Here is a 12652-nt window from a genome sequence, read left to right as displayed (position 1 = left end):
GCGGCGGCTGCAAGCCCTTATTCGATCGAGACCAGTTCGGCGCCTTCAGTCACTTGATCGCCGACGCCGTAGAACACTTCCGCCACCTTGCCATCGGCCGTCGCGGAGATGGTGTGCTCCATCTTCATCGCTTCCATGACCAGCAGCGGCTGGCCTTTCTCTACCGTGTCGCCGGCCTTGACCGAGATCGAGATGATCTTGCCAGGCATGGGCGCCATCAGGCCGGCGCCGTGCTCGCCCTGCGTGTCCTGGGAGTGCGTCAGCGCGTCGTAGAGGTCCAGGACGTGCACGCCGCCTTCGCCGAAGACGTAGGCGCGGTCCGCGTGCAGCACGACCGTGCCGGCGCTCTCGTGGCCTTCCAGGGTGATGCGCAGGCCGTAGGCCAGGTTCGGGTTGGCGCTGGCGTGCGCGCGCCATAGGAAGGGCTGCGGGCCGGCGCCGGTGTCCAGCGTCCAGGCGCCGCCCTGCCGGGCCACGGTGACGCGGCGCGTCTCGCCGTTGTCCACCCATTGCAGGTGGCGCTGGTACTGGTTGCCCAGCCGCCAGCCGTCGCGCGCGTCCCAGGGGTCGCCGGGGCTCTTGCCGGCGGCTTGCGCACCGGGCTGGGCCAGGCCCTGGCGCACCAGCACGGCGGCCGAGGCCAGCGCCAGCGTGGCCGCGCTGGCGGCTTCGGGTTCGGGCAGCAGCGTGGCGCGCTGGCGTTCGATCAGGCCGGTGTCCAGGTCGGCCGCGGCAAAGGCGCTGTCCTTCATCAGGCGCGACAGGAAGGCGACGTTGGTCTGCACGCCCACGGCCTGTGTTTGCGCCAGCGCCTGCAGCATGCGGGCGCGGGCCTGGTCGCGGTCGGCGCCGTGCACGATCAGCTTGGCGATCATGGGGTCGTAGAACGGCGTGATGGTGTCGCCCATGCGGACCCCGCCATCCACGCGGATCTCGCCGTTGGTGAATGCGGTGTGGGCCGGCAGGCCCAGGTAGGCCAGCGTGCCGATGGACGGCAGGAAGCCCTTCTCCGGGTTCTCGGCGTAGATGCGGGCCTCGATGGCGTGGCCGTTGATGCGCAGGTCTTCCTGGCGCGCCGGCAGCGGCTGGCCGGCGGCCACGCGCAATTGCCATTCGACCAGGTCGTGGCCGGTGATCATTTCGGTCACCGGGTGTTCGACCTGCAGGCGCGTGTTCATTTCCATGAAGTAGAAGCGGCCGTCGGGTTCGGCGATGAACTCCACCGTGCCCGCGCCCACGTAGCCCACGGCGCGAGCGGCGGCGACCGCTGCTTCGCCCATGGCGCGGCGGCGCTCTTCGGTCATGCCGGGGGCGGGCGCTTCTTCGATGACTTTCTGGTGGCGGCGCTGCACCGAGCAGTCGCGCTCGAACAGGTAGACGCAGTTGCCGTGCGTGTCGGCGAAGACCTGGATTTCGATGTGGCGCGGCTTCTGCAGATAGCGTTCGATCAGCACGCGGTCATCGCCGAAGCTGGAAGCAGCCTCGCGCTGGCAGGAGGCCAGCGCATCCAGGAAGGCGCCGGACGATTCCACCACGCGCATGCCCTTGCCGCCGCCGCCGGCGCTGGCCTTGATCAGCACGGGATAGCCGATGCCGTCGGCCTGCGCCTTGAGGAATTGCGGATCCTGGTTGTCGCCGTGGTAGCCGGGCACCAGCGGCACGCCAGCCTTGTCCATCAAAGTCTTCGCGGCGGACTTGCTGCCCATGGCGGCTATGGCGGACGCCGGCGGACCGACGAAGGAGATGCCGGCCTTTTCGGCGGCTTCGGCGAAGGCTTCGTTTTCCGACAGGAAGCCGTAGCCGGGATGGATGGCGCCCGCGCCGGTGTCGAGCGCGGCCTGCAGGATGGCGTCGCCACGCAGGTAACTGGCGCGCGGCTCCGAGCCGCCGATGTACACGGCCTGGTCGCAGGCGGCGACGTGGCGCGCATTGGCGTCCGCGTCCGAGTACACGGCGACGGTGCGGATGCCCATGCGGCGGGCGGTGGCGGCGACGCGGCAGGCGATTTCGCCGCGGTTGGCAATCAGCAAAGTGTCGAACATAAGTGTCATCCTGGCTGGAATATCTCTGGAACTAAGGCGCTCTGCGCACTATCAGGGTTCACCTACATCCGGAACACGCCAAACCGCGTGTCTTCGATCGGCGCGTTCAAGGCCGCCGACAGCGCCAGGCCCAGCACGCGGCGCGTGTCGGCCGGCGCGATGATGCCGTCGTCCCACAGGCGCGCGGTGGCGTAGTAGGGATGGCCTTCGCGTTCGTACTGCTCGCGGATGGGCGCCTTGAATGCGTTCTCCTCGTCGGCGGACCACTGGCCGCCGCGCGCCTCGATGCCGTCGCGCTTGACCGTGGCCAGGACGCTTGCCGCCTGTTCGCCGCCCATGACCGAGATGCGGGCGTTGGGCCACATGAAGAGCATGCGCGGCGAATAGGCGCGGCCGCACATGCCGTAGTTTCCGGCGCCGAAGGAGCCGCCGATCAGCACGGTGAACTTCGGCACGGCGGCGGTGGCCACGGCCGTGACCATCTTCGCGCCGTGGCGGGCGATGCCTTCGTTTTCGTACTTGCGTCCCACCATGAAGCCCGTGATGTTCTGCAGGAACACCAGCGGGATCTTGCGCTGCGCGCACAGTTCGATGAAGTGCGCGCCCTTCTGCGCGGACTCGGAAAACAGGATGCCGTTGTTCGCCACGATGCCCACCGGCATGCCGTGGATGTGCGCGAAGCCCGTGATCAGCGTGGGGCCGAAGCGCGCCTTGAACTCGTCGAACTCCGAGCCGTCCACGATGCGCGCGATGACTTCGCGCACGTCGTAGGGCTTGCGGGTGTCGGCGGGGATGATGCCGTTCAATTCGCTGGGGTCGTAGCGCGGTTCGCGCACGGGCACGGTCGCCAGCGGCTGGGGCTTCTTGCGGTTCAGGCGGGCCACGGCGTTGCGCGCCAGCTGCAGCGCGTGCATGTCGTTGGCGGCCAGATGGTCTACCACGCCGGACAGGCGCGTGTGGACGTCGCCGCCGCCCAGGTCTTCGGCGCTGACCTCTTCGCCCGTGGCGGCCTTCACCAGCGGCGGACCGCCCAGGAAGATGGTGCCCTGGTTCTTCACGATGATGGATTCGTCGCTCATCGCGGGCACGTAGGCGCCGCCGGCGGTGCAGGAACCCATCACCACGGCGATCTGCGCGATGCCCTGAGCGGACATCTGGGCCTGGTTGTAGAAGATGCGGCCGAAGTGCTCGCGGTCGGGAAAGACCTCGTCCTGCTGCGGCAGGTTGGCGCCGCCGGAATCCACCAGGTAGACGCAAGGCAGATGATTCTGCGCGGCGATTTCCTGCGCGCGCAGATGCTTCTTGACCGTCATCGGGTAGTAGGTGCCGCCCTTGACCGTGGCGTCATTGCAGACGATCACGCATTCCGTGCCGGACACGCGGCCGATGCCGGTGATGACACCCGCGCCCGGCGCGTCGCCGTCATACATATCGTGCGCCGCCATGGGCGACAGCTCCAGGAACGGGGTGCCCGGGTCGATCAGGTTCTCCACGCGGTCGCGCGGCAGCAGCTTGCCGCGCGCCACGTGCTTGGCTCGCGCGGCTTCGCTGCCGCCCAGGGCGGTCTGGGCCAGCTTCTGGTTCAGATCGTCCAGTTGCGCCTGCATGGCGCGCGCATTGTCGGTGTAGTCCTGCGACCGCGTATTGATGCGGGATTCGATGATGGGCATGGGGTTCCACCCGTCCTGCTAGTTTGGAATTTGAAGGCGCTCGAAGAGCGGTTTGTCTCGCTGCCTGGTGGGCCAGGCATTCTTGTCGATATGGAGTTATGGATTTCGTTGCGCCTTTCCTGCATGGCTCGCGACCGACCCGTCGCGGTAATGCCATGCCGGAAAGGCGCAGCGGAATCCATCTTGGGAGACGGGCGCAAGCCCGCCTCCCAAGCAGCTTCTTAGACCATCTCGATGGCCATCGCGACGGCTTCGCCGCCGCCGATGCACAAGGTGGCCACGCCACGCTTGCCACCGGTCTTGCGCAGTGCGCCGACCAGCGTGGCCATCAGGCGGGCGCCGGATGCGCCGATCGGGTGGCCCAGCGCGGTGGCGCCGCCGTTGACGTTGACCTTTTCATGCGGCAGCTTGAAGTCGGTCATGGCGGCCATGGTGACCACCGCGAAGGCTTCGTTGATCTCGTACAGGTCCACGTCCTCGGCCTTCCAGCCGGTCTTGGCGAACAGGTTCTTCAGCGCGCCCACGGGGGCGGTGGTGAACCAGCCGGGTTCCTGAGAATGCTGGCTGTGCGCCACGATGCGGGCCAGCGGCTTGACGCCGAGCTTTTCGGCGGTGGAGGCGCGCATCAGCACCATGGCGGCGGCGCCGTCGGAGATCGACGAGGAGTTGGCGGCGGTGATGGTGCCGTCCTTCTTGAACGCGGGCTTGAGCGACGGGATCTTCTCCGGCATGGCCTTGGTGGGGGCTTCGTCGGTGTCGATCACGGTGTCGCCCTTGCGGCCGGCCACGGTCACGGGCGCGATTTCCCACTTGAAGCTGCCGTCTTCGGTGGCGGCGCGCGCACGGCGCAGCGATTCCAGCGAGAAGGCGTCTTGCTGTTCGCGGGTGAACTCATACTTGGCGGCGCAGTCTTCGGCGAACACGCCCATGGCTTTGCCTTTGTCGTAGGCGTCTTCCAGGCCGTCCAGCGCCATGTGGTCATACACGGTGTTGTGACCGAAGCGGTAGCCCTGGCGGGCCTTGAGCAGCAGATAAGGCGCGTTGCTCATGCTTTCCTGGCCGCCGGCGACGACGACGTTGGCGCTGCCGGCCATCAGCAGGTCATGGCCGAACATGGCGGCCTTCAGGCCCGAACCGCACACCTTGTGGATCGTGGTGCAAGCCACGCCCAGCGGCAGGCCCGCGCCCAGCGCCGCCTGGCGCGCGGGCGCCTGGCCCTGGCCGGCCTGCAGCACGTTGCCCATGATGACTTCGTCGACCTGCTCGGCCTTGATGCCGGCGCGTTCGATGGCGGCCTTGATGGCCACTGCGCCCAGTTCGTGCGCGGCCAGCCCGGACAGGCTGCCTAGCATGCCGCCCATGGGCGTGCGGGCGACGGAAACGATAACGATGGGATCTGACATGACTAGCTCCTGTGAGGGTCGGGACAGCGTCTGGGTTACAACACCGCGTTGCCGCTTGATGGGCGTTCCTTACGCAGGCGTCTGTCCGTATCGTAAGGGAAAAATTCTTCAATCCGGCCCTGCGCCACACGGGCGCGGCAGGCCTGCCACCAATCCGGTTCCAGCAAGTCGGAATGATGGCGCAGGAAGGCGCCGCGCACCCGCGCGTCGCCCAGCAGGAAGCGGCCGAATTCTTCGGGAAATACGTCGTTCGGTCCAATGGCGTACCAGGGCTCTGAAGCCATTTCCGCTTCTTCGTTCGGGGCCGGCGGAATGCGCCGGAAATTCATCTCGGTCATGCGCTGGATTTCGTCGTAGTCATAAAAGACGACCCGGCCCAGGCGCGTGACGCCGAAATTCTTGTAAAGCATGTCGCCGGGGAAGATATTGGCCGCGGCCAGCTGCCGGATGGCGTCCCCGTATTCGCGCACGGCCGGCTCCAGCAGCGTGTCCGGTGCATGGCGCAGATAGATGTTCAGGGGCGTCATCCGCCGTTCGATGTAGACGTGACGGATGACCACCGTGTCGGCGGTTTCCTCTATGAGGCTGGGCACCAGCCGGCGCAGCTCGTTCAGCAGCGCGGGGGCGAAGCGGTCGCGCGGCAGCGCCACCTGCGAGTACTCCCAGGTGTCGGCCATGCGGCCGACGCGGTCATGCAGCTTCACCATCTGGTACTTGCGCCGCACGGTGGCGTGGTCCATGCCGTCCTTGTCGATGTGGTCCTTGATCAGCTTGAACACATAGGGATAGGACGGCAGGGTGAATACGCACATCACCATGCCCTTGATGCCGGGCGCGATATCGAATGCATCGCGCGAATGCGCCAGGTGGTGCAGGAAATCGCGGTAGAACAGCGTCTTGCCCTGCTTCTGCAGGCCGATCATGGTGTAGAGCTCGGCCTTGGGCTTGCGCGGCAGCAGGCTGGCCAGGAAGTTCACGACCGCCGCCGGGGTTTCCATGTCCACCAGGAAGTAGGCGCGGGTGAAGCTGAACAGGGTGCTCAGGTCGTCCGCGCCCAGCAGCAGCGCGTCCAGCACGACCTGTCCGGCCGGGTTGCGCGTCAGCGCCACCGCAAACGGGTAGACGGTCGTCTGGTTGATCAGGCGGCCGACGATGTACGCGCCCTTGTTGCGAAAGAACAGCGAGCCCAGCGCATGGATCTGGCAGTCGCTGGCGATGCGCCGGCCCACATGGCGCGGCAAGAGCGTGCGCAGCTGCGAGACCGCGGCGCGCGCCAGCAGCCGGGTGTCCCGGGGCAGGTCCTCGAAGGGCAGCGCCAGGCCAAAGTCGGCCACCATCCGTATCAGGCTTTTTTCCAGCCCGTCCGTCGCCGGGTAGTACACCCGGTACGACGGCACGCTGCTGTCCAGGTAGTCGGTGGCGACGGCAGGCCGGACGAAGAGAAAATCGTTGTGAAAATAGTCGCGGTGCAGCAGCCGGCACGACACCGAGTTGAAGAAGGTCTCGGCGCATTCGGGCTGGCGGTGCTCTCCCAGCAGGCCGACGAATTCCTGCTTGATCTGCTGCCAGAAGGCGGTCTGCGCGTCGGTCAGGGACGGTGCGGCGGCACCGTTGCCGGCGCCGTTCGTGGCGCTGCCGCCCACCGCGCCTTCCGGCCGGCCGCGCAGCACGTTTTCGAGCTGGGCCGCGCATTCGCGCACCCGCATGTCGTAGTACTCGATCCGTTCGCGCGACAGGTGCTGGATGCCGTGCCAGTCGCCGGACTCAAACAGCGCCTTGGCGCGCTGCGCGCTGTAGCGGAACAGCGCGTAGTGCCGGTCGAAGCCCGCCAGCATCAGCCGCGCGACGTCCAGCGGCGAGGGTCCCGGCGCGGGAGCCTGCTCGATATGCTGGACATCGGACATGCGGATCATGGCGGCGCGGCTGCTGGCGTTGATCAGGCGGTTTCGTTGAAGAGTTCGCGGCCGATCAGCATGCGGCGGATCTCGCTGGTGCCGGCGCCGATCTCGTACAGTTTGGCGTCGCGCCACAGGCGGCCCACGGGGTATTCGTTGATATAGCCGTTGCCGCCCAGGATCTGGATGCCCTCGCCCGCCATCCACGTGGCTTTCTCGGCCGTGTACAGGATCAGCGCGGCGCAGTCCTTGCGCACCTGCCGGACGTGGTCCGTGCCCAGCTTGTCCAGGTTCTTGCCCACCTGGTAGCAGAAGGCGCGGCTGGCCTGCAGGGTGGTGTACAGGTCGGCGACCTTGCCCTGGATCAGCTGGAATTCGCCGATCGCCTGGCCGAATTGCTTGCGGTCATGGATATAGGGGACGACCACGTCCATCACGGCCTGCATGATGCCCAGGGGGCCGCCGGACAGCACGGCGCGTTCGTAGTCCAGGCCGCTCATCAGCACCTTGACGCCGCCATTGACCTGGCCCAGCACGTTTTCCTCGGGGATTTCGCAGTCCTGGAACACGAGTTCGCCCGTGTGGCTGCCGCGCATGCCCAGCTTGTCCAGCTTCTGCGCTACCGAAAAGCCCTTGAAGCCCTTCTCCACCAGGAAGGCCGTGATGCCGCGCTGGTGCGCTTCGGGATCGGTCTTGGCGTAGACGACCAGCGTGTCGGCGTCCGGGCCGTTGGTGATCCACATCTTGGTGCCGTTCAGCACGTAGCGGTCGCCCTTTTTGTCCGCGCGCAGCTTCATGCTGACGACGTCGGAGCCGGCGCCGGGCTCGCTCATGGCCAATGCGCCCACGTGCTCGCCGGAAATCAGCTTGGGCAGGTATCGGGTCTTCTGGGCCGCCGTGCCGTTGCGGTTGATCTGGTTCACGCACAGGTTGGAGTGCGCGCCATAGGAGAGGCCGATGGAAGCGCTGGCGCGGGAGATTTCCTCCATCGCGATCATGTGGGCCAGATAGCCCATGTTGGCGCCGCCGTATTCCTCGTCGGCCGTCATGCCCAGCACGCCGAGCTCACCGAATTTGCGCCAGAGGTCCATGGGGAACTGGTCGCTGCGATCGACTTCTGCGGCGCGCGGCGCGATCTCGGCCTGTGCGAAATTGCGCACGGCGTCGCGCAGCATGTCCAGGTCTTCGCCCAGGTCGAAGTTCAGGCCGGGAAGATTCATCGATGTCTCCGTGATAGTGGGTACTTACATTCTTATGGGCGCCTGTTATCCGCGCCATGCTGCCACTGTTGGCTCATGATGCGCCGATCAACCACCGCTGCGCAATGATGCACCGCAAATATTACGTTTACGTAAACGTAAATTGGAGTCGGGTTATCCCTAGGAAATTGTCATCTTCCCCGGGAGTAGCCATGAGTAATATCCCAGCCAATCTTTGAATCCTGAATCATTGCGATGGAGTTTGCCGTGCTCGAACTATCCAATCTGGACGAAATTGTGGCGCTGCGGCGCGACATCCACATGCACCCGGAGCTCTGCTATGAAGAGCACCGCACCGCCAAGGTGGTGGCGGACACGCTGCGCGGCTGGGGCATCGAGACGCATACCGGCATCGCCAAGACCGGCGTGGTCGGCGTGATCAGGCGTGGCACGTCGGACCGCGCCATCATGTTGCGCGCCGATATGGACGCCCTGCCCATGCAGGAAGAAAACCAGTTCGACCACCGCTCGCGCCACGACGGCAAGATGCACGGCTGCGGCCATGACGGGCACACCGCCATGCTGCTGGCCGCGGCGCAGCACCTGCAGACCGCGGGCGGCTTCGATGGCACGGTGTACCTGTGCTTTCAGCCAGCCGAGGAAGGCGGCGCGGGCGGCCGCGCCATGATCCAGGATGGTCTGTTCACCCGCTTCCCCTGCGAGGCCGTGTTCGGCATGCATAACTGGCCGGGCCTGCCGGCCGGCTCGTTCGGCGTCTGTTCCGGCCCCATGATGGCCGCCGCCAACGGCTTCAAGATCACCGTCAAGGGCAAGGGCGGCCACGCCGCCGCGCCCCAGGACTGCAACGACCCGGTGCCTGCCCTGTTCGCCATCGGCCAGTCGCTGCAGACCATCCTGACGCGCAGCAAGCGTCCGCTGGACGCCGCCGTCCTGTCGATCACCCAGGTGCAGGCCGGCGGCAGCGTCATCAACGTCATTCCGAACTCGGCGTGGCTGGGCGGCTCGGTTCGCGCCTACAGCACGGACGTGGTCGACCTGATAGAACGCCGCATGAAGGAGATTGCCGGCAACATCGCCGCCGCGCATGGCTGCGAGGCCGACGTGTTCTTCGAGCGCCGCTACCCGGCGCTGGTCAATACCGTGGCCGAGACCGAGTTCTGCATGGAGGTCATGCGCGATGTCGTGGGCGAGGACCGCGCGCTGGTGATCGAGCCGGCCATGGCGTCGGAGGACTTCGCCTTCCTGCTGCAGGAAAAGCCCGGCTGCTACGTGTTCCTGGGCAACGGCGACGGCGAGCACCGCATGGCGGGCCACGGACTGGGCCCCTGCATGCTGCACAACGCCAGCTATGACTTCAACGATTCTCTGATTCCGGCTGGCGCGTCGTACTGGGTTCGCCTGGCGCAACGCTACCTCGCCTGATGTGCTTTACCGCTGTTCGCTTTATCCAACGTAGTGCTATGCAACATCACTGGGAAGATATGAAAAAGAAGACATTGCTGATCAAGGCCGCGGGGGCGGCCCTGGCAATCATGGCAAGCGGCGCAATGGCCCAAGGCTGGCCGGCCAAGCCTGTCACCGTGGTCGTGCCCTACACCGCCGGCGGTAGCGCCGATGCGATCGGGCGCCGCCTGGGCGACGCGTTGCGCAAGGAAGCCAACGTAACCGTCATCGTTGAAAACAAGCCCGGCGCCGGCGCCTCCGTGGGCACGGACTTCGTGGCGCGCGCGCAGCCGGACGGCACCACGCTGCTGCTGGCCTCGACCAGCCCGCTGACGATCTTCCCGCACCTGGCCAAGACCAATTACGACCCGATGAAGGACCTGACGCCGGTGGCCAGCGTGGCCGTGGCTCCGGTTGCCATCGTGGCGACCAAGGCGCTGCCGGTGAAGGATTTTGCAGGCCTGATCGACTACGCCAAGTCGCACCCGGATGGCGTGCGCTACGGCACGCCGGGCCAGGGCACCGTGGCCCATATCGGCATGGCGGCGGTGACCACGCAGACGGACACCAAGATGCTGCATGTGCCCTACCGCGGCAACAGCCAGGCGCTGACCGACGGCCTGGGCGGCGTGGTGGAGCTGCTGGTGGTCAATAGCGACGTCGTGCTGCCGCACGTGGCCAACGGCGCCTTGAAGCCGCTGGCCGTGATGGCGCCGCAACGCCTGGCCGCCTGGCCGGACGTGCCGACGATGGCCGAGCTGAAGCTGCCGCAAGCGCAGTACTACTCGAACTTCGGCGTCTTTGCGCCCGCCAACCTGCCGCCGGCCGTGTCGCAGCCCTTGCAGGCCGCCTTGGCCAAGGCCGTGGCCAGCGCCGAGTTCCAGGAATTGCTGGCCAAGTCCTACCTGCAGCCGGGCACGGCCTCGGGCGAGGCCTTTGCCAAGCAGGTGCAGGCGGAGTTCGTGAACAACGCGCGCATCATTAAAGAAGGCAATATCAAGGCCGAGTAAGCAACAGCGCATGGCAAAAGCGCGCGGCCTTTCGGGGCACGCGCGCTTTTTTCTGGATGCTCGCGACCGCCTTGCGGCCTACGTGCTGCGCGGCCCGAACATGATCACCAGCATCCCGGCCAGGCACAGGCCGACGCCGATCCAGTCGCTCGCGCTGGGGCGGATGCCATCCACGGCCCACAGCCACAGCAGCGCCATGCCGATATAGACGCCACCGTACGCGGCATAGACGCGGCCCGACGCCGTGGGATGCAGGGTGAGCAGCCACGCGAACAGCGCCAGGCTGAGCGCGGCCGGCGCCAGCAGCCAGATGGAATGACCTTTGCGCAGCCACAGATAGGGCAGATAGCAGCCGACGATTTCGGCCAGCGCGGTCAGGATGAAGAGCGCGAGGGTTTGCAGGGCGGCCATGTGCGCGCGCCTACGGCTTTTGCGCCAGCAATTCGCGGCACTGCCGTTCCTGCTGCGCGATTTCCTGCAAGGTGTCGTCGATGTCGCGGCGCTGCTGCTCCAGCGTGGCGCGATGCTGTTCCAGGACGGCCAGATACTGGCGCAGCTGTACCTCCGTGTCGCCGGGCCCGTCGTACATGTCGATCAGGGTCAGGATTTCGGACAGTTGCAGCCCCAGCCGTTTGCCGCGCAGGGCCAGTTTCAGGCGCGTGCGGTCGCGCGGGCCGAAGACCCGGTTGCGTCCCTCGCGCGCCGGGCTGACGATACCCTGGTCTTCATAGAAGCGGATCGTGCGGGGCGTGACGTCGAACTCGCGGGAGAGTTCAGAGATGGTCCAGGTTGACGAGGGCATGCGAGGTGTGGCAGTTTACGTAAACGTAAATTATGATGACTTGACCTGATCGTCAAGCGTGGAGCGAGAGGCAATGAACCCCAACGAACAAAAGCTGCAGTATCCCTGGGCGGATTTCCAGCCCGAGGCCGGCCGTGCGCATGTCGTGGCGGAGGGCGTCAAATGGATCCGGATGCCGCTGCCGTTCGCGCTGGATCATATCAACCTCTGGCTGCTGCGGGACAAGATCGACGGCAAGGATGGCTGGACCATCGTCGACTGCGGCATTTCGCGCGACGAAGTGAAGACGCTGTGGGAAGACGTGTTCAAGAACGAGCTGGACGGCCTGCCCGTGCTGCGCGTGCTGGTCACCCACATGCACCCCGACCACATCGGCCTGGCCCATTGGCTGTGCGAACGCTGGAACGCCCGGCTGTGGATGACGATGACCGACTTCATGGTGGCGTCGCTCTGGTCGTCGCGCCGCAACGATGCCGGCGCGGGGCCCGGCGGGCAGGCGGCGGTCGAGCATTTTGCCCGTCACGGCCTGACCGATCCGCAAGCGCAGGAACAGATCCGCCAGCGCGCCAATTACTATCCCAACCTCGTGCCGGCGGTGCCGCCGCGGTACACCCGCATCATGGACGGCGACCAGGTCCGCATCGGCGGGCGCGACTGGCGCGTCATCGTGGGCTACGGCCACGCGCCGGAACATGCTTCGCTGTTCTCGCCCGACCTGCGCGTGGTGATCTCCGGCGATATGGTGCTGCCGCGCATTTCCACCAACGTCAGCGTGTTCGACTACGAACCCGACGCCAATCCCCTGCCCTTGTACCTGCGTTCGCTGGACGGCTACGACGGCCTGCCGGAGGACACGCTGGTGCTGCCCTCGCATGGCCGTCCGTTCAAGGGCCTGCATGAGCGCATCGCGCAGCAGCACGAGCATCACCGCGACCGGCTTGCCGAAGTGCTGGAAGCCTGTGCGGTCCAGCCGCAGTCCACCTCCGACATCGTGCCGGTCCTGTTCAAGCGCAAGCTGGACCTGCACCAGCTCACCTTCGCCATGGGCGAGGCCCTGGCGCACCTGCACGCGCTATACTTCGAGGGCAAGCTGAAACGCGCCCAGGACGCGGACGGCATCGTGCGGTTCAAGGCCGCCTGACCGGCGCCGGCGGCGGGCTCCGCGCG

The 12652-nt window shown here is 66.5% G+C and carries 10 protein-coding genes; 3 read left to right on the top strand and 7 right to left on the bottom strand.

Features of this window, described 5'->3' with window-relative positions; translation table 11 throughout:
• Positions 1 to 17: 17 nt before the first annotated feature.
• From HLG70_RS21260 to HLG70_RS21240, 5 genes are all read right to left on the bottom strand, one after another.
• Positions 18 to 2042 carry an acetyl/propionyl/methylcrotonyl-CoA carboxylase subunit alpha gene (locus HLG70_RS21260; protein ID WP_171666190.1) on the bottom strand — a complete coding sequence of 675 codons (2025 nt, stop codon included), beginning with the start codon at positions 2040 to 2042 and terminating at the stop codon, positions 18 to 20.
• A gap of 62 nt (positions 2043 to 2104) precedes the next feature.
• On the bottom strand, positions 2105 to 3712 hold the full coding sequence (locus tag HLG70_RS21255) for a carboxyl transferase domain-containing protein (RefSeq protein WP_171666192.1): 1608 nt from the start codon (positions 3710 to 3712) through the stop codon (positions 2105 to 2107).
• 221 nt (positions 3713 to 3933) lie between these two features.
• Complete coding sequence (locus HLG70_RS21250; RefSeq protein WP_171666194.1) at positions 3934 to 5115, bottom strand: acetyl-CoA C-acetyltransferase; 1182 nt, start codon at positions 5113 to 5115, stop codon at positions 3934 to 3936.
• A gap of 35 nt (positions 5116 to 5150) precedes the next feature.
• Positions 5151 to 7028 (bottom strand): bifunctional isocitrate dehydrogenase kinase/phosphatase, encoded by a 1878-nt coding sequence (aceK, locus tag HLG70_RS21245; protein WP_171666196.1) that lies wholly within the window; start codon positions 7026 to 7028, stop codon positions 5151 to 5153.
• A 23-nt stretch (positions 7029 to 7051) separates the two neighbouring features.
• Positions 7052 to 8230, bottom strand: coding sequence for an isovaleryl-CoA dehydrogenase (locus tag HLG70_RS21240; RefSeq protein WP_171666198.1), 1179 nt, complete (start codon positions 8228 to 8230; stop codon positions 7052 to 7054).
• A gap of 246 nt (positions 8231 to 8476) precedes the next feature.
• On the opposite strand from HLG70_RS21240, the gene HLG70_RS21235 reads away from it, so the two are divergent.
• The gene (locus HLG70_RS21235) at positions 8477 to 9652 is read left to right on the top strand and encodes a M20 aminoacylase family protein (RefSeq protein ID WP_171666200.1); all 1176 of its coding nucleotides are present in this window, start codon (positions 8477 to 8479) and stop codon (positions 9650 to 9652) included.
• 59 nt (positions 9653 to 9711) lie between these two features.
• Positions 9712 to 10683 carry a Bug family tripartite tricarboxylate transporter substrate binding protein gene (locus tag HLG70_RS21230; protein ID WP_171666202.1) on the top strand — a complete coding sequence of 324 codons (972 nt, stop codon included), beginning with the start codon at positions 9712 to 9714 and terminating at the stop codon, positions 10681 to 10683.
• Positions 10684 to 10761: 78 nt separating this feature from the next.
• On the opposite strand, the gene HLG70_RS21225 is transcribed toward HLG70_RS21230, so the two are convergent.
• Together HLG70_RS21225 and HLG70_RS21220 are read right to left on the bottom strand one after the other, a co-directional pair.
• Entirely contained in the window at positions 10762 to 11094 is a 333-nt protein-coding gene (locus tag HLG70_RS21225) for a YnfA family protein (RefSeq protein ID WP_171666205.1), read from the bottom strand.
• 10 nt (positions 11095 to 11104) lie between these two features.
• A complete protein-coding gene (locus tag HLG70_RS21220; RefSeq protein ID WP_171666207.1) occupies positions 11105 to 11485 on the bottom strand; it encodes a MerR family transcriptional regulator in 381 nt (126 codons plus the stop codon).
• Positions 11486 to 11558: 73 nt separating this feature from the next.
• On the opposite strand from HLG70_RS21220, the gene HLG70_RS21215 reads away from it, so the two are divergent.
• Entirely contained in the window at positions 11559 to 12626 is a 1068-nt protein-coding gene (locus tag HLG70_RS21215) for an MBL fold metallo-hydrolase (RefSeq protein ID WP_171666209.1), read from the top strand.
• Positions 12627 to 12652 lie beyond the last annotated feature (26 nt).

This window comes from Achromobacter deleyi (genome assembly GCF_013116765.2).
GTDB classification, from domain to species: domain Bacteria; phylum Pseudomonadota; class Gammaproteobacteria; order Burkholderiales; family Burkholderiaceae_B; genus Achromobacter; species Achromobacter deleyi_A.
The sequence above is the reverse complement of the archived record's forward strand: the minus strand, read 5'-3'. Positions and strand labels throughout refer to the sequence as shown.